Annotated in this window: 21 protein-coding genes and 1 tRNA gene; 7 read left to right on the forward strand and 15 right to left on the reverse strand. The window is 66.9% G+C overall.

Annotated features, from left to right (window positions below; translation table 11 throughout):
* Positions 1–119 precede the first annotated feature (119 nt).
* Entirely contained in the window at positions 120–1013 is an 894-nt protein-coding gene (locus tag JL37_RS05470) for a LysR family transcriptional regulator (RefSeq protein ID WP_043542535.1), read from the forward strand.
* 72 nt (positions 1014–1085) lie between these two features.
* On the opposite strand, the gene JL37_RS05475 is transcribed toward JL37_RS05470, so the two are convergent.
* The 6 genes from JL37_RS05475 to mnmC form a co-directional block, all read right to left on the reverse strand.
* Positions 1086–1161: transfer RNA gene (locus JL37_RS05475), tRNA-Lys, on the reverse strand.
* A gap of 136 nt (positions 1162–1297) precedes the next feature.
* Positions 1298–2095, reverse strand: a complete 798-nt coding sequence (locus JL37_RS05480; protein WP_043542536.1) for a MetQ/NlpA family ABC transporter substrate-binding protein — start codon at positions 2093–2095, stop codon at positions 1298–1300.
* Positions 2096–2135: 40 nt separating this feature from the next.
* On the reverse strand, positions 2136–2789 hold the full coding sequence (locus JL37_RS05485; RefSeq protein WP_043542537.1) for a methionine ABC transporter permease: 654 nt from the start codon (positions 2787–2789) through the stop codon (positions 2136–2138).
* The gene (locus tag JL37_RS05490) at positions 2746–3834 is read right to left on the reverse strand and encodes a methionine ABC transporter ATP-binding protein (RefSeq protein WP_043542538.1); all 1089 of its coding nucleotides are present in this window, start codon (positions 3832–3834) and stop codon (positions 2746–2748) included. The genes JL37_RS05485 and JL37_RS05490 overlap by 44 nt, the downstream gene beginning before the upstream one ends.
* Before the next feature lie 248 nt (positions 3835–4082).
* Positions 4083–6308 carry a glycoside hydrolase family 31 protein gene (locus tag JL37_RS05495; RefSeq protein WP_043542539.1) on the reverse strand — a complete coding sequence of 742 codons (2226 nt, stop codon included), beginning with the start codon at positions 6306–6308 and terminating at the stop codon, positions 4083–4085.
* A 271-nt stretch (positions 6309–6579) separates the two neighbouring features.
* A complete protein-coding gene (mnmC, locus tag JL37_RS05500; RefSeq protein ID WP_043542540.1) occupies positions 6580–8463 on the reverse strand; it encodes an FAD-dependent 5-carboxymethylaminomethyl-2-thiouridine(34) oxidoreductase MnmC in 1884 nt (627 codons plus the stop codon).
* A gap of 139 nt (positions 8464–8602) precedes the next feature.
* Here mnmC and JL37_RS05505 point away from each other — a divergent pair, with 139 nt between their 5' ends.
* Positions 8603–9478 (forward strand): inositol monophosphatase family protein, encoded by an 876-nt coding sequence (locus tag JL37_RS05505; RefSeq protein WP_043542541.1) that lies wholly within the window; start codon positions 8603–8605, stop codon positions 9476–9478.
* Between the two features lie 10 nt (positions 9479–9488).
* On the opposite strand, the gene JL37_RS05510 is transcribed toward JL37_RS05505, so the two are convergent.
* Positions 9489–11186, reverse strand: a complete 1698-nt coding sequence (locus tag JL37_RS05510; RefSeq protein ID WP_043542542.1) for an AMP-binding protein — start codon at positions 11184–11186, stop codon at positions 9489–9491.
* Positions 11187–11264: 78 nt separating this feature from the next.
* On the opposite strand from JL37_RS05510, the gene JL37_RS05515 reads away from it, so the two are divergent.
* Positions 11265–12461 carry a M20 aminoacylase family protein gene (locus JL37_RS05515; RefSeq protein ID WP_043542543.1) on the forward strand — a complete coding sequence of 399 codons (1197 nt, stop codon included), beginning with the start codon at positions 11265–11267 and terminating at the stop codon, positions 12459–12461.
* 11 nt (positions 12462–12472) lie between these two features.
* Here the strand turns inward: JL37_RS05515 and JL37_RS05520 are convergent, their stop codons facing one another.
* Positions 12473–13366 carry a LysR family transcriptional regulator gene (locus tag JL37_RS05520; protein ID WP_043542544.1) on the reverse strand — a complete coding sequence of 298 codons (894 nt, stop codon included), beginning with the start codon at positions 13364–13366 and terminating at the stop codon, positions 12473–12475.
* A 113-nt stretch (positions 13367–13479) separates the two neighbouring features.
* Here JL37_RS05520 and JL37_RS05525 point away from each other — a divergent pair, with 113 nt between their 5' ends.
* The 4 genes from JL37_RS05525 (at position 13480) to pagP (ending at position 17258) form a co-directional block, all read left to right on the forward strand.
* Positions 13480–14565 carry a YeiH family protein gene (locus JL37_RS05525; RefSeq protein ID WP_052096879.1) on the forward strand — a complete coding sequence of 362 codons (1086 nt, stop codon included), beginning with the start codon at positions 13480–13482 and terminating at the stop codon, positions 14563–14565.
* A gap of 104 nt (positions 14566–14669) precedes the next feature.
* A complete protein-coding gene (locus tag JL37_RS05530; RefSeq protein WP_043542545.1) occupies positions 14670–15080 on the forward strand; it encodes an acyl-CoA thioesterase in 411 nt (136 codons plus the stop codon).
* Positions 15081–15090: 10 nt separating this feature from the next.
* Complete coding sequence (mgtE, locus tag JL37_RS05535) at positions 15091–16563, forward strand: magnesium transporter (protein ID WP_043542546.1); 1473 nt, start codon at positions 15091–15093, stop codon at positions 16561–16563.
* Positions 16564–16700: 137 nt separating this feature from the next.
* Complete coding sequence (gene pagP / locus JL37_RS05540) at positions 16701–17258, forward strand: lipid IV(A) palmitoyltransferase PagP (RefSeq protein ID WP_043542547.1); 558 nt, start codon at positions 16701–16703, stop codon at positions 17256–17258.
* Positions 17259–17275: 17 nt separating this feature from the next.
* Here the strand turns inward: pagP and JL37_RS05545 are convergent, their stop codons facing one another.
* From JL37_RS05545 to JL37_RS05575, 7 genes are all read right to left on the reverse strand, one after another.
* Entirely contained in the window at positions 17276–17887 is a 612-nt protein-coding gene (locus JL37_RS05545) for a gamma-glutamylcyclotransferase (RefSeq protein WP_043542548.1), read from the reverse strand.
* Positions 17888–18045: 158 nt separating this feature from the next.
* A complete protein-coding gene (locus JL37_RS05550) occupies positions 18046–18504 on the reverse strand; it encodes an Lrp/AsnC family transcriptional regulator (protein WP_043542549.1) in 459 nt (152 codons plus the stop codon).
* A 72-nt stretch (positions 18505–18576) separates the two neighbouring features.
* Positions 18577–19359, reverse strand: a complete 783-nt coding sequence (locus tag JL37_RS05555; RefSeq protein WP_043542550.1) for an SDR family oxidoreductase — start codon at positions 19357–19359, stop codon at positions 18577–18579.
* A gap of 127 nt (positions 19360–19486) precedes the next feature.
* Positions 19487–21181, reverse strand: a complete 1695-nt coding sequence (locus JL37_RS05560; protein ID WP_043542551.1) for a thiamine pyrophosphate-binding protein — start codon at positions 21179–21181, stop codon at positions 19487–19489.
* A 52-nt stretch (positions 21182–21233) separates the two neighbouring features.
* Positions 21234–22220, reverse strand: a complete 987-nt coding sequence (locus JL37_RS05565; protein ID WP_043542552.1) for a tripartite tricarboxylate transporter substrate binding protein — start codon at positions 22218–22220, stop codon at positions 21234–21236.
* Positions 22217–22969: a GntR family transcriptional regulator gene (locus JL37_RS05570; RefSeq protein ID WP_043542553.1), complete on the reverse strand. Its 753-nt coding sequence runs from the start codon at positions 22967–22969 to the stop codon at positions 22217–22219. The genes JL37_RS05565 and JL37_RS05570 overlap by 4 nt, the downstream gene beginning before the upstream one ends.
* 283 nt (positions 22970–23252) lie before the next feature.
* Positions 23253–23972 (reverse strand): VOC family protein, encoded by a 720-nt coding sequence (locus JL37_RS05575; protein WP_043542554.1) that lies wholly within the window; start codon positions 23970–23972, stop codon positions 23253–23255.
* Between the last annotated feature and the right edge of the window lie 2 nt (positions 23973–23974).

Here is a 23974-nt window from a genome sequence, read left to right on the forward strand (position 1 = left end):
GTTAAGTGCTGGGTATCAATGTACAGAGGTGCCTGTGATTGGTAAAATTCAAATAACCGAATAGAGTTTTCAAAAATATCAATAGTTCATCTATCGCCGCATCGAATGGAGTTTCGGCAATGCTGGGGGATCTCAAGCAACTCCGCGCGTTTCTCGCGATCGCTCGCCTCGGTAACTTCACCCGGGCCGCGTACGAGCTGAACATCTCGCAATCGGCGCTCACCATACAAATCCAGCAGCTCGAAGCGCATTTGCGCACGCCGCTGTTCGATCGCAATCGCCGGTCCGTAAACCTGACGCCGCAAGGCCTGGAGCTGTTTCCAAGAATTGAGCGTGTGGTTGCTGAAATTGAGGACCTGGTCACCCACGCCCGGGAGGCGAGCGACCCAGACCGCGGCACGGTGACCGTCGCCGCCTTGCCTTCGCTGGCGGCGGGCCTGCTGCCCCGCGCGATACACCGGCTGAATCGTGATTACCCACGCATCACCGTCCGCATACGGGACACGGTCGCCTCGCGCCTTACCTACATGATCCGGAATGGAGAGGTCGACTTCGGGGTGGGAAGCCCGGTCAAGCGCGATCAGGAACTGGTCTGGGAAAAATTGATGACTGACCGCTTTTGCGCTTTTGTCGCTCCGGATTACCCCTGGACGACGCGCGACACAGTGGCGCTCAGAGACCTGGCCGGCCCGCCTCTTATCCTTCCCGTGAGGGAAAGCAGCATCCGCATGCACATTGAAGCGGCGGCCGACAAGAACAAGATCTCGCTGCCCGCGGCGTATGAGGCCGTCTACAACTCAACGATCATGGCGATGGCGGCGCAAGGGCTCGGGGTAGCCATTCTCTCGGAGCTGGTTGCGCGCGGAGGAGACACCAGCCGTCTGCGGCGCATTTCGATCGATGATCCACCGCTGTACCGATACATCGGCATCCTGCGGCGGGCGGGGCGGTCGCTGTCTCGGCCCGCCGAGCGGCTTGCCGCCGTACTGAGGGAAGTCGCAAGCGAGGATTGAAGGGCGAAAAAAAAGCACCGCGATCGCTCGCAAGTGCTTGATTCTCTTCCCGCTTTCGTTAAAAAGTGGGGGTGGTGGGCTGAGCGAGACTCGAACTCGCGACCAACGGATTAAAAGTCCGCTGCTCTACCGACTGAGCTATCAGCCCGACCGAAGCCAGAAATTATGGCGCACTTGGAGGCGTTTGTCAAAAAAAGACGGCCGAATGCCTTCCCCTGCCCTGGGTTCCAATGAAAACGGCCGCCAGCGGCGGCCGTTTCCAGGAATGACAGGGCTGAGCGTGCTTACCAGGCGGCCACCACCGCGCCCTTGTACTTGGTCTCGATGAACTGCTTCACGGCCGGGCTGTGGTAGATGCTGACCAGCTTGGCGAACTCGGGACGGTCCTTGTCCTTTTCACGCACGACCAGCACGTTGGCGTACGGCGAGTCCGGCGATTCCTGGGCAATGGCGTCCTTGGCGGGATTCAGGCCGGCTTCCAGCGCGAAGTTGGTGTTCACGGCCGAGGCGTCCGTGTCGTCCAGCGAGCGCGGCAGCTGGGCGGCGTCCAGCTCGATGAAGCGCAGCTTCTTCGGGTTCTCGACCACGTCGATCGGGGTGGCCTTCAGGCCAGCGTCGGGACGCAGCTTGATCAGGCCGCTGGCTTGCAGCAGCAACAGTGCGCGGCCGCCGTTGGTCGGGTCGTTCGGCAGCGCGAAGCGCGCGCCTTCCTTCAGCTCGGACAAGGACTTGATCTTCTTGCTGTAGATGCCGATGGGGAAGATCACGGTCTTGGCGATGCTGACCAGCTTGTAGCCGCGGTCGGCATTGGCGTTGTCCAGGTAGGGCTGGTGCTGGTAGCTGTTGGCGTCGAGATCGCCGGACGCCAGCGCCACGTTGGGCTGCACGTAGTCCGAGAACTCGATGACCTCGATCTTCAGGCCCTGCTTGGCGGCTTCCTGCTTCACCACGTCGAAGATCTGGGCGTGCGGGCCGGCGGTGACGCCGATCTTCAGCGGCTTGTCCTGCGCCAGCGCGGGCTGGGCGAATACGGCGGCGCCCAGGGCGAACGCGGCCAGCGACTTCAAAACCTTGATGCTCATGTTGCGGATATCCCGAATGTCGGAAGTGGGGAAAGAAAGCTCAGCGATGCGAGATGCGGCGCACGTAGCGGTCGCCCAAGCTCTGGATGACCTGGACCAGGACGATCAGCACGATGACGACCGCGGCCATCACGTCGGACTGGAAGCGCTGGTAGCCGTAGCGGATGGCCAGGTCGCCCAGGCCGCCTCCGCCGATGGCGCCGGCCATCGCCGAATAGCCGATCAGGCTGACCACCGTCACCACGGTGGCGGCCACCAGGCCGGGCAAGGACTCGGGCAACAGCACCTTGAGGATGATCTGCATGGGCGATGCGCCCATGGCGCGCGCGGCGGTGATCAGCCCCGGGTCGACCTCCCGCATGGCGTTCTCGGCGATCCGGGCCATGAACGGAATGGCCGCGACCGACAGGGGCACGATGGCGGCGGTGGTGCCGATCGAAGTCTGCGCCACGAAGCGCGTGAACGGAATGATCGCGACCATCAGGATCACGAACGGCACCGAGCGCGTGGCGTTGATCACCGCGCCCAGCACGTGGTTGACCGACTGGTTTTCCAGCATGTTGCCGCGAGCGGTCACGGTCAGGACGACGCCCAGCGGTATACCGACCACCACGGCAATGGCGCTGGCCACGCCCACCATCAGGAGGGTGTCAAGCAGCGACGTAATAAGCAGGTCGATCAGTTGCGGGCTCATGAGCGATTTCTTCAACGGTGATGTCACGGGCCGTCAAGGCGGCGATCGCCTCCTTGACGGCGGCGGGCGCGCCTTGGGCCAGCACGAACATCGTGCCGACGGCCACGCCCTGGATGTCTTCGACGCGGGCCTGGATCAGGTCCACGTCCAGCGAGAACTGCTTGTACAGGTCGGACAGGAAGGAGCCCGACGCGTCGTTGCCGGTCAACGACAGGCGCAGCAGGCGCAACGCCTGGCCCGGCTTGGCCGCCGCCAGGGTATCGATGCGCTGCTTGACCGCGGCCAGCGTGGCGTCGGTCAGGTCGGACGCGGTGGCGGCCGACACCATGGCGCGGGTCACTTCATGGCGCGGCTGCGCGAACACTTCGCGCGTGCTGCCCAGTTCCACCACTTCGCCCTGCGACAGCACGGCGACGCGGTCGCAGACCTCGCGCACCACTTCCATCTGGTGCGTGATCATGACGACGGTCACGCCGGTCTTGCGATTGATGTCGCGCAGCAGGGCCAGGATGTTGTGCGTGGTTTCCGGGTCCAGCGCGGACGTGGCCTCGTCGCTGAGCAGCACGTCCGGGTTGTTGGCCAGGGCGCGGGCGATGCCGACGCGCTGCTTCTGGCCGCCGCTGATCTGGCTGGGATAGCGGTCGCGCAGGTGTTCCAGGCCCACCAGCGCCAGCAGGCGCTCCACGCGGGCCGGGATCTCGGCCTTGGCGACGCCCGCGATTTCCAGCGGCAGCGCCACATTGCCGTACACCGTGCGGCGCGACAACAGGTTGAACCCCTGGAACACCATGCCGATGCGGCGGCGCTGGGCGCGCAGTTGCGCTTCGCCCAGGCCGGTCAGGGCCTGCCCGCCGATGGTGATGGAGCCTTCATTGGGCCGTTCCAGCAGGTTGATGCACTGGACCAGCGTGCTTTTACCGGCCCCGCTGGGGCCGATGATGCCGAAGACCTCGCCCTGCTCGATGTGCAGGTTGATACCCCGCAGCGCCTGGAACTGGCCATGCGGCGTGGCGTAGGTCTTGGATAGGTTCTCGATGTGAATCATGGCAAGCGATTTTGTATCTTCTCTCTTCTAAAGAGAACGACCGTTTTTTCCATTTTTAATAACTTTAAGTAATATAAAAGCCCGAGCTCCCGCTTGCCGGCCTTGCCGGCTGGCGCCAGCCATAACGCGGAAATGGGCAGCCGGGAGGGAAGGCCCTCCTGACTGCCCATCTGATCCTCCCGGCTTCGCGCCCACCAAGCGGACGCCTCGCGAGGGGTGCTCCTGCCTCCAGGAGCTCGGTGCGGAGCTTAACGCGCCCGCGAGATCCGGACTTCAGCGCCGCGGCGCTTGACCTCAAGCCCCTCGGACGGCGAGATGCGCAAGCCTTCCAGCCCCTTGATGTAGCTGGAACCCTGCATCTGCATCACACGGATCTTGTTGCGCATGACCACCGGGTTGTGCACTGGCATGCCGAACATCCAGACTTCGTCCAGGATGCGGGCCGAATTGAACTCGCCCGTGTGCTGCGCGGCCGGTCCAAGACAGAGCATGTGCCCTTCACGGCCGAACACCGGGAACTGGCCAAGTTCGCACTCGATCGTCCAGGTGGTGCCGCCTTCGTAGCGGTGCCCCGTGTTCAGGTCCCACCAGGCCTCGCCCTTGGGCAGGTACACCCGCACCTGCTTGCCGGGTTCGGTCACGGGCGCCACCAGCAGCGCCGGGCCCAGCAGGTATTGCAGGTCCCAGTCGTGCGCATAGGGATCGTTCGGGAACGACAGGGCCATCGAACGCTGCACCGGCAGGCCGGTGCGCGCGGAATCCTCGATGGCGCCCAGCACATAAGGCACCAGGCGATAGCGCCATTGCAGCCAGGTCTTGGCCTGCGCCAGGGTTTCCTCGCCGAAGTCCCAGGGCATCAGGCCTTCCACGCCCTGGAACGAGAAGTTCGACGAGAACACGCCGGCGGTCAGCCAGCGCAGGTAGAGCTCGGGCGTCATGCCCGCGCGGTCGCGCGAGGCCGAGCCGATGTTATGCACTTGCACCGGCAGGCCACTGGCGCCGATCGACAGGGCGGTGCGCAAGGTGTGGCGCAAGCCTTCCCAGCTGTTCTCGACCTGCGGCCCCACCTGCCACGGCAGGCGCTGGGCGGCCGGGAACAGATCGGAACTGGGCACCACGCCTTCGGGCGGGACCTTCAGCCCGGCGACCGCGTCGAACAGCGCGCGGCGCACCAGCAGCGGATACATGCTGCGCAGCGCGGGGCCGGTTTCGCCGTTGCGGGCGGTCACGCCGTCGGGAATGGCGATCTGGGCGTCGCACGCGGGCGCGTCCAGGCCGTCTTCGACCAGTTGGCGATGACGCTCGACCCAGAGGTTGTAGATGTCGCGGTAAGTGAGGTCCAGCAGGCCGTAGGGCTGCCCCGACGTGGCGGCGTTGCCGTCGAACACCTGGGCGGACCCGTCATCCTTGGTCAGCAGCCAGCCGCGGTCTTCCAGTTCCTCGAACAGCGGGCTGGTCTTCAGCACGCCGGGGAAACCGGAAGCGGCGACATGCACGTTGTGCTTGTGGAAAAGCGCCAGCATCTGCTTGGCGTCCGGGAAGCGCTGGGCGTCCCATTCGAAAACCGTCTTGTCCGCCTGGAAGCCCCAGGCCACCGGCTGCGCCAGCGTCACGGCGTCGACCGGAATCTGGTTTTCGCGCATGCGCGACACCAGGGCGACCGTCTCGGTGGGCATCTCGCCCGCGGCCTGTTGCAGCCACGCGCCCATCGCCCACAGCGACGGCTGGCCGGCGCGGCCCGTCAGCGCGGTGTATTGGTTGAGGATTTCACCGGGCTCGCCGACGAACAGGAACAGATCGAGAACGGCGTCGTCCACGGTCAGCACGTACGCGGAGTCCGCGGGCGCCGCGCCCACCGAATGCTCGACGCGGCGCATCGTGTTCACATAGACGCCCCAGCCTCGCGGGCTCCAGGCCAGCGGCAGCGCGCGGTGTTCCGGATCGTCGGACACCACGGACTCCTCGCGGCGGTTCAGATCGCCCGGGGTCTCGCCCAGGCCGAACACGCGCTCATCGGCCTGCAGCCCGAATCCCACCGTCCAGACGGCGTCGTCTGCCTGATCCAGCGCGTTGTGCCCGAACGCAGGCGCGTGCGCCGACACTTCGGATTCGAACACGAGCTCGTCGTTGCGGTAGAGCGCCACGCGCACGGGGCTGGATTGGATTTCCAGGACGACGTCGCCCTGGGCGATCCGCCAGCCGCCCCCATCTTCGCGTGGAGCAATGGTTGCCTCGCCCACGGCCTCCTGGCGCGCGAGCAGCATTTCCGCCACGGCGCGCGCACGCGCGCCGGGCTTGTCATCGGTAAGGTGGTTCGCCTCGCCGCAGCGCAGGCGAAAAACACCAGGCGCATGCGCCTCGACTACCAGGTGCAACCCATCGCCCGCGTCGAAATCGATGCGACTGGGGCGGGACGTCAGCAGCTCGACGTTATCGAGCTGGGTAGTATGGGCAAAGTCGAACTTGGGCGGCACAGAGCATCCCCCGGCTTAAGCCAAAAACCATCAAAAGACGCTATTTTGACGGATTTGGGCTTTGAAATAAACTCGGTCCCTCTTTTGGACGGCCAACTCATCCATAAAAGGGGTCTAAAGCCCCCGGCTACCGCCCATGGGCGCTGATGCCTGCCGGGCCGCCAAAACACCGGGTCTGGCACCAATTCAGGCCCAATTGGCGCCAAATCCTGGCAATTCCTGCATTCTACGCCACCTAAGACTCCTTCCCCGCTCTCCGTCCCGGCTTTTTTCAGCGAGGGGAAACCAATCTGGCCAAGTCCGTTTCCAAGGGCGAGGGTTCGCCCCCCAGGCGCGCGGCAATCACATCCCCCATCAGGGCCGACCACGACAGCCCCCGCGACGCATACCCCACGGCAAGCCAAAGACCAGGAGCATGCGGCAACTCGCCCACGGCCGGCAGGCGCCCCGGCAGCACGGCTCTCCATCCTGCCCAGCCCGGCAGGCTGCCGGGCACCAGGGCGTCTAGATCCGAATGGAAGCCGCCCAGCAGGCCCGCCGCCTTGTCCAGGGTGACTCGCTGCCCTTCGGCGCTCACCCGGGCCTCGCTTGCGCCGTGCACGTAAGTGCTGCCCACGACGCAACCCTCGCCCGTGTCCGGCAACAGGTAGCCTTCTCCACCGACGATGCACCGCGGTCCGCCCGACAGGGCCGCCGCCGGCACCAGTGTTACTTCACCGGCCAGCGCATGCATCTGCGTCACCCGCGGCAGCGGATCCAGCAGGCCGCTGGCGGACAGGATCGCCTGCGCGCCCGCCGCATTGGCCAGGATGACCGTATCCGCGCCCGCAAGCTCGGCGCCCGAGGCATCCCGCACGCTCCAGCCCTGCCCGGCCCCCTGCCCGGTCCGTTCGACCCGCTCCGCCCTGCCCGGCAGGACCGTCACGCCAGGGGCCGCAAGCAGCGCCTCGATCAAGCGGCCGGGCTGCACCAGCATGCCCCGCGCGAAGAACACGCCGCCGCGCGCCAGCGGCAGGCCCGCCAGCGCGCTGGCCTCGTCCCGGCTCACCTGGCGCACCCATTGCTGCGGGAACGCCAGGGCCTCCAGGGTGCCGGCCATCGCCGCGGAACGCCCTGCGTCGCGCTCGAGCTGCACGGTGCCGCAGACGCGGGGCGCGGCGCCCGCCGGCAGGCCCAGCCACCGCGCCAGGGCCCGTTGGCTGCCGGCTCGCGACAAGCGGGCCCGCGCGTTGTCGTCGCGCGCCACCACGGGCGTCAGCGCCGCGGCGATATGCCCGGCGTGCGCCGGCGCGCCCTGCGCGCGGCCGGCGTCGATCACGGTGACGCGCCATCCGCGCATGGCCAGCGCCTGGGCGACGCCGCCCCCGGCCAGCCCCGCGCCCACCACGACGGCATGCCGTGCGGCAGCGGGCCGCAGCGCCGCGGCCACCCGGCCCTCCGCGGCCGCTTCTCCCGCCGTCATATGCCATTTGCCGCCGTAGCCAGGGGCGCGCCGCACGTTGAACCCGGCCTCCTGCAACGCCCGGCGCAGTTCTCCGGTGCAGGCCCATGTCGCCACCCTGGCGCCTGGCGCCGCCAGCCCCGCCAGGTCCCGCAGCAGCGGCAAGGCCCACATCCGGGGATTGCGCTCGGGCGCAAAGCCGTCCAGGAAAAACGCATCCACTCGCGCGCTCAGCCGCGGCGCCAGTACCTGCGCGTCGCCGAAACCCAGCGTCAGCGTGACGGCGCCGTCCTCGAATTCCAGGCGGTGCAGGCCCGGCAGCAGGTCGGGCCATTGGGCGGCCAGCCGCCGCCCCAGCTCCGCCAGCGGTTCGGGCGCATAGCGTTCCAGCAAGGCGGCCAGGTCCTCGCGCCCAAAGGGATGCCCTTCCATCGACACCACGTGCAGCGTCGAGGAACGCTGGGGATCGTCCCGCCAGGCCTTCCACAGCGCCAGGAAATTCAGCCCCAGGCCGAAGCCGGTCTCGCAGACCGTGAACGCCTCGCGTCCGCGCCAGCGCCCAGGCAAGCCGTTGCCGCGCAGGAACACATGCTCCGCCTGCCCCAGGGCGCCGGATGGCGAGTGGTAGACATCGCCGTAGACGGGGCTGTACAGCCGGCCGTCAGCATCGAATTCGGCCACAGCGGGGACGAGGGGAACAAAGGTAACGGACATGGGTGCGGCGGGAAAAACAGATGGGAACAAGCTGGATTATCGGATGGCGGGCGGCGCTTCGTTGGTTGGACGCCACGCGGCACGCCGGTTTCGGGCGCGTGCCACGAGTTTGACGCATACATGGGCTTACACTGGTTTCATGGATACTTACGATCAGCCCCGTTCGCTGGCCTCGCCCATCGACCTGTGCGCCGCGATCGACGCGGCCGTCACAGCGGCCCATGCCGGCGCAGCCATCCTGCAATCCTACGCGCATCACCGCGCAGATCTCGTGATCGACCGCAAGGCGCGCAACGATCTCGTGTCCCAGGCGGATCGCGAGGCGGAAGCCGCGATCATCCAGGAACTTCAGGCCCGCACGCCCAAGTTCGGCATCGTTGCCGAGGAAACCGGCGGCAAGGCGCAAGGCGCGGCCACGTGGTACATCGACCCGCTGGACGGCACCACCAACTTCCTGCACAACATCCCGCACTACGCCGTATCCATCGCGCTGATCGCCCACGCGGGCACTGCCGTCTCGGCCGGCGAAACGCTGACGGAGGACACTCCCGTGGTGGGCGTGGTCTACGATCCGAGCCGCGAGGAACTCTTCACCGCGGTCCATGGGCTGGGGGCCTGGCTCAATGGCCGGCGCATCCAGTGTTCGCGCACGCAGACGATCGAAGACGCGGTCCTGGCCACGGGTTTCCCCTTCCGGGACTTCTCCTTCGCCGGGCAATACATGCCCATGCTGCACGACGCCATCAACCGCGCCCGGGGCGTGCGCCGCATGGGCGCGGCCGCGCTCGACCTAGCCTGGACCGCCTGCGGCCGCTACGATGGCTACTGGGAGATGGGGCTGGCGCCGTGGGACGTGGCCGCGGGCACGCTGATCCTGCGCGAAGCGGGCGGCGCCTGCTCGGACATGCACCAGCAGGACCCCTGGCCCATCGGCGGGCGCGTCGTGGCCGGCAACCGCGCCATCGAACGCGCCTTGCACGAGATGATCGCCCCGCACCTCGACAGGAAAGCCTGACCTCCGGCCGTTACGCCGCCTTGCCCGTTCCAGGCGCGGCGGCGTCGGGTCGCAGTTCCCGGCGCAGGATCTTGCCCACGTTGCTCTTGGGCAGCTCGTTGCGGAATTCCACGAAGCGCGGGCGCTTGTAGCCCGTCAGGCGCTCCCGGCACCAGTCCTGGATCTGCGCCTCGGTCAGGGACGGGTCTTTCTTCACGACGAATACCTTGACCGCCTCGCCGGAATGCTCGTCGGGCACGCCGATCGCCGCGCACTCCAGCACGCCCGGATGCTGCGCCACGGCGGCCTCGACTTCGTTCGGATAGACCTTGAAGCCGGACACGGCGATCATGTCCTTCTTGCGATCGACGATGCGGGTGTAGCCCTGCTCGTCCATGATGCCGATGTCGCCGGTGCGGAAGTAACCGTCCGCCGTCATGGACTGCCGGGTTTCCTCGGGCTTCTGCCAGTATCCCAGCATGACCTGCGGCCCGCGGATACTCACCTCGCCCCGCTCTCCGAGCGGCACTTCGCGGCCCTCGTCGTCCAGGATGGCCACATCGGTGGACGGCAGCGGCAAGCCGATGGAACCCGAGTACGCCGTTGCGTTGGTGGGATTCACCGTCGCCACGGGCGAGGTCTCGGACAGGCCATAGCCTTCGACCAGCGGCCTGCCAGTGATCTTCAGCCAACGCTCGGCCACCTGACGCTGCACGGCCATGCCGCCGCCCAGGGTGAGCCGCAACGCGGAGAAGTCCAGGCGCGCGAAATCATCGTTGTGCGCCAGCGCGTTGAAGAGCGTATTGACGCCGGGAAAAATATTGATGGGTGTCTTGCGCCACGCATTGATCAGGGACGGCTGGTCGCGCGGATTGATGATGAGCACGTTGCGCATGCCGGCATACAGGCCATAGAGCCCGCAGACGGTCATGGCGAATACGTGGTAGAGCGGCAGCGCGCTGATGATGGTGAGCTGCTGGCCCGCGAGATCGTGCACGACGGGCTGCGCCACCGCCTCGGTCTGCAGGACGTTGGCGGTCAGGTTGCGGTGCGACAGCATGGCGCCCTTGGGCACGCCGGTGGTGCCGCCGGTGTATTGCAGCACCGCCACGTCGTCCATCGAGAGGGCCGGCGGCGTGAACGGCAGGTTCGCGCCCTCCTGCAGCGCCTTGGGCAGCATGCGGGCACCGTCGATGCGCCAGGCGGGAACGATCTTCTTGATGTACCGGGCGGCCAGGTTGACCAGCGGCGCCTTCAGGCCGCCGAGCAGGTCTCCGGGCCCGGTCACGACGATGTGCTGGAGCTGCCCGCGGTCCGTCACGCGCTCCAGGGTGTGGGCGAAGTTCTCCAGGATGACGATGACCGACGCGCCGCTGTCCAGCAATTGCCGCTGCAGCTCCTCGGCCGTGTACAGCGGATTCACGTTGACCACGACGTGGCCCGCGCGCAGCGTGCCCAGCATGCTGACCAGGTAGGCGGGCACGTTGGGCATCATCAACGCGACCCGCGAGCCCTTGGGCAGGCCCAGGCTTTGCAGCCAGGCGGCGAATGCCCGGGCATGGGCGTCCAGTTGCGCGTAGGTGATATCGCTGCCCATCGCGGTGCATGCGATGCGCGTGGCGTATTGCTTGCAGGCCCGGTCCAGCAGATCGGTCAGAGAGGAATATCCCTCGGTCGATATCTCGGCCGGAACGCCTTGCGGGTAATGGGCAAGCCACGGACGCGTCATGGTATTTGTCTCCATTAAATTGGTTTTTGATTGATGATACCCTTGTTGCGTTCCCTTATTTCGCCCGAGCGCCTCCCCATGAAACTCCTCGAACCCATCGTCGCCTGGCATCACGACATTTCCAAGATTCGGCGCGACATCCACGCGCATCCCGAACTGGCGTTCGAGGAATTCCGCACGGCCGACGTGGTGGCCGCGAAGCTTGAGGAATGGGGCATCGAAATCCACCGCGGACTGGGCGGCACGGGCGTCGTCGGCATCATCCGCGGCAACCAGCCCGGCGACCGCGCCGTGGGCCTGCGCGCCGACATGGACGCGCTGCCCATGCAAGAGGTCAACACCTTCGCGCACGCCAGCAAGAACGACGGCAAGATGCACGCCTGTGGCCATGACGGCCACACCGCCATGCTGCTGGCCGCGGCGCGCTACCTGTCGCAGCACCGCGACTACGCCGGCACGGTCTACGTGATCTTCCAGCCCGCCGAGGAAGGCGGCGGCGGCGCCAAGCGCATGATCGACGACGGCCTGTTCACGCGCTTCCCCATGGAGGCCGTGTTCGGCATGCACAACTGGCCCGGCATGAAACCCGGCCAATTCGGCCTGACTCCCGGCCCCATCATGGCGTCCAGCAACGAGTTTTCCATCGTCGTGAAGGGCAAGGGCACGCACGCCGGCATGCCCAACCTGGGCATCGATCCGGTCATGGCGGCCGTGCAATTGGCCCAATCGCTGCAAACCATCATCACGCGCAATCGCAACCCGCTGGACGCGGCCGTGCTCAGCATTACCCAGATCCACGCCGGCAGCGCGGACAACGTCGTGCCCAACGACGCCGAGTTGCGCGGCACCGTGCGCACGTTCACGCTGGAAGTGCTGGACCTGATCGAACGCCGTATGGAAGAAATCGCGCGGCACACCTGCGCGGCCATGGACTGCGAAGTGGAATTCACCTTCCAGCGCAACTATCCGCCCACCATCAACCACCCCGAGGAAGCCGCGTTCTGCGCCGATGTACTGCGCGACATCGTCGGCGAAGCCAATGTCAACGACCAGGTCCAGCCGACCATGGGCGCGGAGGACTTCGCCTTCATGCTGCAGGAACTGCCGGGCTGCTACGTCTGGATCGGCAACGGCACGGGCGACCACCGCGACAGCGGCCACGGCCTGGGCCCCTGCACCCTGCACAACGGCAGCTACGATTTCAACGACGAGCTGCTGCCGCTGGGCGGCACCTACTGGGTCCAGCTGGCGCTCAAGCGCCTGGCTATGGCCTGATCCGCTAGACGCTATACGCCGTCCGGCGCGCCGACCGCCAGGCACATCGCCAGGAAGCGTTCGGCGGCGCGGGCGGCGGCGTCCGCATGCGGCACCAGGATGCTCAAAGTGCGCGTCAGCGGCCTGGGCAGCAAGCGCAGGGCCGCCAGCGCCCCGTCCTCGTGCCGCATCGACATGACGGACACGAAGCCCACCCCCAGGCCCGCGCGCACGGCCTGCTTGACCCCCTCCACCCCCGCCAGCTCCAGCCCCACCGCAGGCGTCAGCCCGGCGTCGGCGAAGGCGCGCTCCACCAGCCGGCGCACCCCCGAGCCGGGTTCACGCATGACCAGGGCCGATGCGGCCAGGTCGCGCAGCGTCACCGCCCCCTTGCTTGCCAGGGCGTGGTCCGCCCGCACGATCGCCACCACCTCGTCCTGCCTCCAGGCGTGCACCGCCGTGTCCGCCGGCAGGCCCGCAGGCACGTCCCCCTCGATGAACGCCAGGTCCAGGGCCGGCAGGCGCTCGACGATCTCGCGCGTGTTGCCGTCGGAAAGGTGCAGGCTGACCGCGGGAAAGGCATGGCGAAAATCCGCCACCAGGCTGGGCAATAGATAGCTGGCGGGCGTGGTGCTGGCCCCCAGGCGCAGGGCCCCCGTCTCCAGGCCGCGCCAGGATTCCCGCACGGCCTGGGCCTGCCGGTACACCTGGCGCAGTTGCCGGGCCTGCTCGGCCAGGCGCTCGCCGGCCTCGGTCAGTGCAATTCCATGCCCGCTGCGCCGGTACAGAGGCTCGCCGAACCATTCCTGCAGCATCCGCAACTGGCCGGATACCGCGGGCTGGGACAAATTCAATGTCTGGGCGGCGCGGCTGATATTGCCGGTATCGGCCACGCAGGCGAAGGTAAGCAACTGGTCCGGTGTCATGTCGCACAATTATCAGAATTACCGATATTACATATCCGAAATAAAAATTTTTCAAATAACAGGGCGGAAATTAATATTTCGTCTAGTTATTTAGATATGCCCCAAGGCCAACCATGAGCAATTCGTCCAGCACCGCCGTCCCCCTGCCCACCACACCGGCCGCGCCCGCCGCGACGCCGGCGGCCACGCCCTGGCGGGACAAGCTCAACGGGATCCTGTTCGTCGGGCTGATGGCCGGCGCCGTGATGCAGCTCGCCGACCTGCCCGCCATCAAGCAACTGGGTTTTTCGCCGCTGGTCGTGGGCATCGTCTGCGGCATGCTTTACGGCAACTTCCTGCGCGGCACCATGCCCGCCGATTGGGGCGTGGGCGTGAATTTCACCGCGAGGCGCCTGCTGCGCATCGCGGTGGCCTTCTACGGCCTGAATATCAGCATCCAGCAGATCGCCGCCGTGGGCCTGCCGGGGCTGGCCGTCTCGGTGGCCGTGGTGGTGGGCACCCTGCTGATCGGCACCGTGGTGGGCCAGCGCCTGCTGGGCCTGGACCGCGACACCGCCATGCTTACCGCGGCAGGCAGCGCCATCTGCGGCGCCGCCGCCGTCCTGGCGTTCGAACCGACCCTGCGCGCCGCCCCGCACAAGAGCGCCGTGGCAGTCGCGACCGTCGTGCTGTTCGGCACGCTCTCCATGTTCCTGTACCCGGTGTTCTACCACGCAGGCTGGCTGAACTTCGACACGCAGGCGCTGGGCATCTACATCGGCGGCACGATCCACGAAGTGGCCCAGGTCGTCGGCGCCGCCAGCAACATCGACCCCGCCACCACGGAAGTCGCCACCATCGTGAAGATGACCCGCGTCGCCCTGCTGGTCCCGGTCCTGCTGGTGCTGGGCATGTACCTGCGCAGCGCGGCCTCCCATGCCGGCGGGCAGTCCAAGGGCGCCAAGCTGCCCATCCCCTGGTTCGCGGTGGGCTTCCTGGCGCTGGCCATCGTCAATTCGCTGGACATCATTCCCGCCGACGTCGTGGCCGCCATCCGCCGCCTGGACGTCTTCGCGCTGACCATGGCCATGACGGCGCTGGGCATCGAAACCCGTTTCGCCCAGATCAGGAAGGCCGGCCCCCGCGTGATGGCGCTGGGCCTGATCCTCTACGGCTGGCTGTTGGTTGGCGGCTACGCCATCGTCAAGTTGGCCTACTGATTCCCCGCCCGTCGCGGCAAAGCGCCGCGGCGGGCCTTCCGCCCACGCGGCTGTCTCGTTTTTCCTGCATAATCGGCTGGTTCTCTAGCAGTGGAGTCAGCCGCATGACCTCCAGCAACAAAACCCCTTTCACGACTTTGCCCGCCGACCGCGACGCGGTATTGCGCGTCATGCCGATGCCGGCGGATGCCAATATCCACGGGGACGTTTTCGGCGGCTGGATCATGTCCCAAGTGGATATCGCCGGCTCGATTCCCGCCGCGCGCCGCGCCGCCGGGCGCGTGGCCACCGTCGCGGTCAACGCCTTCCAGTTCAAGCAGCCCGTGTTCGTGGGCGACCTGCTCAGTTTCTACGCATCCATCGTCAGAACCGGCACGACTTCCATCACCGTGTCGGTCGAGGTCTACGCGGAACGCCAGCGCCTGGACGCCGAGATCGTCAAGGTGACCGAAGCCACGCTGACCTACGTCGCCACCGACGAAGCGCGGCGCGGCCGCCCCCTCCCTACCCTTTGAGCCGTAACGCATGACGCAGTCCGCCGCCGCGCAGAAACCGCCCGCGACGCCCCGCCGCCTAGACCCGGAAGACGCCCAGCACGCCTTGGCGGAGGTGCAGGAACGTCTGCGCCGCCAGCAGCTCGTCGCCGATCTCGTGCATCGCCAGGAAGAAGGCGACTCGAAGGCCTCGCTGGTCGAAGACCTGGTGCACCGCCAGCACGAAGCCGAACTCAAGACCCTGCTGGACGGCCTGCATCCCGCCGACATCGCCTTCATCCTGGAGTCGCTGCCCAAGGACGAGCGGCAGGCCATCTGGGCCCTGGTCAGCCCCGAGCATGACGCGGACGTCCTGCTGGAGGTCGAGGACTGGGTGCGGGAATCGCTCATCGAAGCGATGGACCGCCAGGACCTGGTGGCCGCCACCGGCAACATGGACGCCGACGAGCTGGCCGACCTGGCTCCCGACCTGCCGCCCGACGTGGTGGCGGAGGTCCAGAAGGGCCTGACCGAAGAAGAGCGCGCGCAGCTGCTGGAAGCCATGGGCTATCCGGAAGACAGCGTGGGCGCCATCATGGACTTCGAGATGGTCCGCGTGCGCGAGGACGTGACCCTGGAAGTGGTGCTGCGCTATCTGCGCCGCCTGCACGAACTGCCCGACCACACCGACCAGATCTTCGTAGTAGACCGCCAGGACAGGCTGCAAGGCATCCTGCCCCTGTCGCGCCTGCTGGTCAGCGAACCCGAAACCGAGGTTCGCGCGGTCATGAATTCCGACTTCCTGGCGCTGAACCCGCTGGACTCCGACGCCGACGCCGCCGGCGCCTTCGAGCGCTACGACCTGGTGTCCGCCCCCGTGATGGACGACCAGGGCCGGCTCATCGGCCGCGTCACCATCGCGGACGTGGTGGACGTGATGCGCGAAGACTCCCAGGAACAGGCGCTGTCGCGCGCCGGCCTGCAGGAAGAAGACATCTTCGCGCCGGTCGCCACCGCGCTGCGCAACCGGGCTCCCTGGCTGCTCTTCAACCTCTGTACGGCGGCCACGGCGTCCTTCGTGGCCTCACAGTTCGAAGGCACGGTCAGCCAGATCGTCATCCTGGCATTCCTGATGTCCATCGTGGCGGGCATCGGCGGCAACTCCGGCAACCAGACCATGACGCTGATCATCCGGGCGCTGGCCATGGGCCGCATCACCGGACGCAACCTCTGGCAGCTGGTCAAGCGCGAACTCTTCGTGACCCTCATGGTGGGGCTGTGCGGCAGTTTGGTGGCCGCGCTGTTCGCCTGGGTGATTTCGCATTCGGTGTCCATTGCGCTGGTGATGATGGCCGCCATGGTCTGCAACATGCTCGTGGGCGCCTCGGTGGGCGTGCTGGTGCCGATGGTGCGCGCGCGTTTCGGCAAGGATCCCGCAATGGGTTCCTCGGTGCTGCTCACGTTCGCCACGGATTCGCTGGGATTCTTCATCTTCCTGGGCTTGGCGACGATCTTCCTGCTGTAGCCCTTCCGCAACAGATGCCGGCGCGTTTGTCCTGTTCCCCCAGAGGGATGCGCCGCTTGACAGCTGGCTGACAGGGACGAAGGCGACTGTTCCATTACAGTAATGGAATTGTCATCTTCATCCCTTCCGTGCCCGCAATGACCGCCAGACTCCGGGCAGCGATCCTGTGCCTGCTGCTCTTCTTCCCCTTCGCCCCCGCCGTCCAAGCCTGTGAAAGCATGCCCTCGTGGGCGCAATCGGCCTGCAAGCGCCTGGACCAGATCTGGACCGAGGGCGGCAACGATCTCTACCTGACCGGCTATTCGTGGCACAACCGGGCCACCTACAGCAAAGAGAAGATCGACAGCTTCAACGAACTGGCCTGGGGCGGCGGCTACGGCCGCAGCATCTACGACGAAGACGGCGACTGGCAAGGCCTGTACGCCATGGCCTTCCTGGATTCGCACAGCAAGATCGAGCCCATTGCCGGCTACGGCTTCCTGAAGATCGGCCAGGTCAGCGAGAACTTCCGCCTGGGCGCGGGCTACACCATCTTCCTGACGGCGCGCCACGACATCATGAGCTACGTGCCCTTTCCCGGCATCCTGCCGCTGGTGAGCGCGGGCTACAAGGACGCTATGCTCTACGCGACCTACATCCCTGGCTCCAGCGGCGCGGGCAACGTGCTGTTCATGTTCGGCCGCTGGCAGTTCTGAGCGGCCTGGGCCTGGCCTCAGCAGGCCAGGCCCAGCCTGCGGACGAGGTCGCCCAGGCGCCAATCGTCGATACCGTGCGCGCGCAGCGCCCGCGCCGTTTCCACCACGTAATCCAGGCAAGGCCCCGATTGCCCCACGGCATTGCGCACAGAGGCCAGCAGGCGGTCGTCGCTGAGGCCCGCGGCGTACTCCTGGCAGGCCCGGTTCAGCAGGAACACCAGCCCGCGCACGGGCGCCGCCTCGGTGTGGCAGGTCAGCCAGCGGGGCGAGTACGCGCCCGTGACCATTTCCCGAAGCCACAGCGCCCGGAATACCGCGGGCACGTCGCAAGCCGCCACCAGGAACGCCACCCCGCGGCAACAGCCGCCGCGGTCCAGGCCAAAGACCAGGCCGGGGTTGTCCGGCGAACCGCGGTGGTCATGGGACCACAGACACAGGGAACGGTGATAGCCGCGCACGGTCGCCAGGCGGCGCTCGCGCCACGCGAAACCGGGATGCCAGATCAGGGAACCATAGGCGAACACCCACAGATCGTCGGAGCCATTCCAGCCGGCCAGCAGGTCGTCCACCGAAAGCGCGCGCCTTGGTTTTGCCGGGCCGGCGCAGCCGGCGGGTACTGCCAACGACATAAGGTCCTCTGATATCCCGTTCGTTCCATGCCTGGAATGGCGGATATCCTACGCCCTTGCCCGCGCAAAAGAATTGCGAGATGAGAGGCCGCAGCGGCCCCGGACGGAATTTGCATCCCCGGCGGCGGCGGCCCGGGAAATAAAATTGCGCGCCCCGCCTATAGCGAGTCCAGCGGCAGTTCGGTGGTGCTCTTGATGACCTCCATCGAGAAGCTGGCGCTGACGTCCAGCAGATCCACCGCGCCGATCAGCCGGCGGTAGAAGCGGTCATAGGCTGCCATATCCTCGACCACGACCTTGAGCAGGTAATCGACGTCGCCCGCCATGCGATGGAACTCCACCACATTGGGCAGGGCCATCACGGCGTTGATCAGGCTTTGCGTCCACTTCTCGTTGTGCTGGCTGGTCCTGATGGACACGAAGACGGTCAGGCTCAGGCCCAGCGCGCGGGGATCAAGCAGGATGGCGTTGCGCGCGATGACGCCGTCATCCTTCAGCTTCTGGATGCGGCGCCAGCACGGCGTCACGGACAGGTGCACCTGCTCGGCGATCTCGGCGACCGAACAGGCGGCGTCCTTTTGCAGCAAGGCCAGTATCTTGATGTCGGTCTGGTCCATGGAGAGTCCTTACGCGATCGGCCCCAATCTTGCCCGTTCGGTCCGCCCGCGTCCAGCCGTCCGGCCCTGCCGTCAATACGTGCCCGGGTAGCCGCCGCCATCGATCAGGATGCTCTGCGCCGTCATGTAGCCGGCATGGGCCGAACACACATAGGCGCAGAGCGCGCCCAGTTCCTCGGGCTGGCCGTAGCGGCCCGCCGGATTCGAACGCCCGCGCTCGTCCCAAAGCTGCTCGAAACTCTTGCCGCCGGACTGCTCCAGCATGCCCTGTATGTGCCTGACCTGCGCGTCGGTGGCAAATGCGCCAGGCAGCAGATTATTGATGGTGACGTTGTGGCGCACGGTCTGCCGCGCCAGCCCGCCCACGAAGCCCACGAGGCCCGAGCGCGCGCCGTTGGACAGCCCGAGCTCGGCATGCGGAGCCTTCACGCTGCGGGAAACGATGTTCACGATGCGGCCGAAACGCCGCTCGATCATCCCGTCCACGACGCGCCGGATCATGTCGATCGGCCCGAGCATCATGGCATCCAGCGCGCCGACCCAGTCCTCGTGAGTCCAGTCGCGGAAGTCGCCGGGCAGCGGGCCATCGGCGTTGTTGATCAGGATGTCGGGCTGCGGACAGGCGGCCATGGCCGCGTCCCGGCCGTGCGGCTGCGTCAGGTCGGCCGATACCCAGCCCACGCCTATTCCGGTTTCGCGGGATATTTCCGCGGCGGCCTGCTCCAGGGTCGCCGGATTGCGGGCCGCGATCGTGACCGCCACGCCCTCTTTCGCCAGTTGGAGGGCACATGCCCGGCCCATGCCGCGGCTGCCGCCGAATACCAGTGCCGTCTTGCCGCTGATCCCCAGATCCATGCCTGACTCCCCTGTCTTTGCGGACGCTCCCGGGTGGCTCGCCCTGCCGAAGCAGTTCAGTATAGGTCTGGCGCCGCCCGGAAAGGCGGCGCCGCAGCGCCGGCGAGCGCCGGCACGGCCGTTCAGGTCAGCCCATCCACTGGCTCACGGGCGCCGCGGCGTCCTGCAGCGGCTGGGCCACCACGTCGATCAGCGCCGGGCCATCGTGCTCCATCGCCGCCTTGATCGCGGCGTCCAGCTTGGCCGGGTCCTCCACGCGCCATGCCTTCACGCCATAGGCCTCGGCGATGCGGGCATGGTCGGTGCGCTCGAAATCCACGCTGTAGTAGCGCTTGTCGTAGCCTGCCTTCTGGCTGGCCTTGATCCAGCCGTAGACCGAATTCGAAAACACCACCATCAACAGCGGCGCCTTGTGCCTCACGATGGTTTCCAGTTCGCCCACGGTAAAGCCGAAGCTGCCGTCCCCCATCACGGACACGCACTTGGATTGGGGCCTGCCCACCCACGCGCCCAGCGCGGCGGACATGGAAAAGCCCAGCGCGCCGTGCGCCCGGTTGGTGATGAAGTGGCGGCCGGGGCGCGACACATCGTAGTAGGCCGAAAAATACGGGCAAGGCGTGCCGGGATCCGCGCAGACGATCGCGTCGTCGGGCAGCAGGCGGTTCAGCGACTGCACCACGCGCTCGGGGCGGATGGGCGTGTCCAGGCTGCTGGCCAGCGGTTCCAGCTGGGCTTGGCGGGCTGCCTTTGCGCGGCCGGCCAGCACCGCGCCATCGGTGGCGTCCGAGGGGCGATGCGCCAGGCGCTCCGCCACTTCCGCCCCCAGCGCTTCCAGCGCCAGCCTGGCGTCGCCGACCATGCCGACTTCGGTCAGGTAGTTGGCGCCGATCACCATCGGGTCGATATCGATGTGCAGGATCGGCACATCGCGGTTGGGGAAGCGCCAGTGTTCCGTCGACGTCGATCCGGCGCGGCATCCCACGAACAGCACCACGTCCGCGGCCGCCACGACATCGCGCGTCGCCATCACGCCGCCATTGGAACCTACCACGCCCGCATTCAGCGGATGCGTGTCGGCCAGGCTGCCCTGCCCGCTCACCGTCACGCAGACCGCGGCCCTGAGCGCCTCGGCCAGCTGCTGCAGGGCGCCGCTGGCGCCGGCGATGACCACGCCGCCGCCGCAAATGATCACCGGCGCGCGCGCGCCGACCAGGCGCTGCGCGGCGCGGGCTACATCAGCAGGGTCCGGCGCGAAGCGCATCGAGGGGAAACTGCCGTGCTCGGGCTGGGCCCAGATGTCCGACGCATCCACCTGCTGCTTCATGACGTCGTACGGAAAGCACAGATGGGCCGAACCGGGCTTGCCGGTCGTCATTGCACGGAAAGCCGCCCGCACCATGCCCGGGATCTGGTCCGCGCGATCGATCGTGCGGTTCCATTTCGTGAGCGGACGGTACAGCGCCTCCTGGTCCAGCTCGGTCAGGGGATACTTGCCGCGCGAGCCCACCGCCACGTCCGACGTGATGCCCAGCACGGGAACCGACGATTCGTTGGCCTCCACCAGCCCGGGCAGCAGATACGTCGCGCCGCCGCCGCTGGGGCCTTCGCACACACCGACCTTGCCGGTCACGCGGGCGTAGGCGTCCGCCATGTAGCCGGCGCTGCGTTCATCGCGCGTCAGGATGTGCCGCATGCCGTGGTCCAGGCGGTACAGCGCGTCGTAGAACGGCAGGCTGGTGTCGCCGCACAGGCCAAAAATATGTTTGACGCCGTTGTGCTGCAGCATCCGCACCATGGCTTCGGCGCCGGTCAGGTTTTCCATGTCATCTCCACGTGTTGCTTGCGCGCGGCCGGGATATCCGGCCGCCCGTCGTTCAGTTGTCCAGATTGATGTTGCTGCTCTTGATGAACGCGCTCCAGCGCTCGTATTCCGACTTCACGTAGGCGTCCAGAGCCGGACCGTCCGAAGCCACTATCTCGAAGCCGGCCTCCGTCACCTTCTTCCTGATCTCGGGGTCGGCCAGCACGGCCTGGAAATCCTTGGTCAGCTTTTTCACGGAGGCTTCGGGCGTGCCCTTCGGCGCGAACATGCCGCTCCAGGAATAGGCGACGAAACCGGGGAAGCCCGATTCGGCCACGGTCGGCACATTGGGCAGCTCCGGCAGGCGCTTGTCGCCCGCCACTGCCAGCGGCTTGATCTTGCCCGCCTGGATCTGGCCGCGCAGCGCGGCGAAGCTCAGCCACGTCATGTTGGCCTGTCCGCCCACCACGGCCTGGATGGCCGGTCCGCCGCCACCGTACGGCACGTGCAGCAGTTCGACCTTGGACAGGCGCTTCAGCTCTTCGGGCGCCAGATGGTTCAGCGAACCGACGCCCGTGGATGCGTAGTTGAATTTGTTGGGCGGCTGCTTGGCGGCGGCCGCCAGGAATTCCTTCAGGTTGTTGCCTGGCACGCTCGGGTTCGCGCCGATCACCAGCGGGAAGCGCACCGTTTGCGAGATCGCCACGAAATCCTTGAAAGTGTCGTAGGGCAGCTTGGGTTTCACGGCGGGATTGATGCCGTGATTGTCGAAGCTGACCAGGAGTGTATTGCCGTCGGGCTCGGCTCGGGCCACGAACGCAGTCGCGATCTGGCTGGCCGCGCCGGGGCGATTTTCGACGACGACCGCGCGGCCGCCCAGTTGCTCGGACAGGCGCGGTTGCAAGATGCGGGCCAGGATATCGGTGCTGCCTCCGGGCGGATAAGGCACCACCAGCACGAGCGGCCGCTCCTCTGCCATGGCGGGCGCGGCGGTGAATGCGCCCCCTGCTGCGGCCAGCATGCATGCCGCCGCCAGACCGCGTTTCAACCTCTGGTTCATTGATTTTCCCCTGCTGATATGGTGTTGGCCGGCATTGCCGAGGCGGGTTCGGCCTGGTCCCGCATGTAAATCGTGGAAAAACCGGTGCGTATGACGTCGGTGATCTGATCCAGCCGGCGGCCGATGTGCGCGGTCATGAGCCCCGGCAAGGCGTCGATGTCGCGCCGCTCCAGCGCCTCGACGATGCGCAGATGCTCGCCCTGCGTATGGCCGCGGCGTCCCTGCTGCATGTCGATCCAGCGCACGAAGTGGATGCGGGCATTGACGCTTTCCAGCGCCCGCACGAATTCGTCGTTCCGGGAATAGCGGGCCAGCATCAGATGAAAGGCCTCGTCCAGTTCCAGCAGCCGCGTCGCCTCGCTGTCCTCGGGCACATCCCGCGACCGCTCGACGAACGCCCGCAGGCCGGCCAGTTCCTCGTCCGTGGCGCGCTCGCAGGCGGCGCGCACGATGCCGGCCTCCAGCACCGCGCGGTATTCGTACAGGCTATGGATCTGCTTCGCGTCGAGCAGGCGGGCGATGAAGCCGCGGTTCACCGAGCGGGTCAGGAAACCCTCGACCATCAATTGGTTCAGCACCTCCCGCAAGGGGGTGCGGCTGACATTCAGCCTGCGCGCCAGCTCCACCTCGTTGATGCGTTCGCCGGGCTTGAATTCGAAGCGCACGGCCATTGCCTTGACGGCGCCGTACAGCTCGGCCTGGGCCGCCTGGGTGCGGGCGGCGGGGCGGATCGCGTTGGAGGTTTGCATCGTTCCGGATCGCTGGCTGCGATATGGTCGTCGGCATTGAAGTGCATACTAAAGTGCATACACTTCACGGGCAAGCAGGGTTTGCCCGGAATCCAGAGCACGAGTTGGGTAGGATGGGTATAGCGCGCGGGCAGTGCGCAGAAGAACCCTGCTCCTGAACGCGCGACACCCATCGGGCGGCGGTCAATGCATGGCTGGCTCAGCCTAGCGCCACGGCTGCTTGATGGGTGCCGCGCGTTGGGGACTCTATTCTTCTGCGCACTGTCCGCGCGCTATACCCATCCTACGAGCCGGTATCCAGCGTGTAGTGGGCGCCGTCGCGGTTTTCCAGCGTCAGCGTGGAAAGCGTGGGCGTCGTCGCAGCCGCGTCCTGGCCTACATGGATGCGCAGGTTGGCCAGCGGCACGTCCCAGCCGTCGCCCGCGGGCTCGGCGGCCACGTCGGCGACCTGCGCGAGCCGTTCGGCGACCGCGCGGGCGTCGGACGCCCGCGCGTCGATGCGCAGCAGGCTGCGCGCGCCGTTCGGATGCGCCATCAGCTCGGGCGACCACACGCACTCCGGCGTCAGGTGCCGGCAGAAATACATGCGGATGCCGGGCAAGGGCTGCTCGGCGAACCGCACGGTGTGGAAACGGGCCTGGACTTCTTCGCCGTCCAGCATCGCCGGGCGGGTCAGTTCCTGGACGGGATTGACGGCGAACCCCGCGGCGCGGAGCCGTTCGTAGGTCGCCTCGGCGTCATGGGTACGGAACACCAGCGCCTCCAGCCCAAACGGCGAATCGGCGATCTCCTTGCGCGCGGGCGGCGCGCCCGGCGGCCACCCCAGCAGTTCGATGTACGTGCCTTCCAGCCCGATCAGGCGGTTGCACGACCCCAGGTTGTGCACCGCCTTGTCGCTCAGGTGAAAGCCCTGGCGCTCGAAATGCGGGGCCAGCGCATCCAGCCGGTCGCGCACCATGACCACGGCGTGATCGAATTCAGTACGGCCGACGGAATGCAGCATGA

Origin of the sequence: Achromobacter sp. RTa (assembly GCF_000757485.1) — a bacterium.
In the GTDB taxonomy this organism is placed as follows: Bacteria; Pseudomonadota; Gammaproteobacteria; order Burkholderiales; family Burkholderiaceae_B; genus Achromobacter.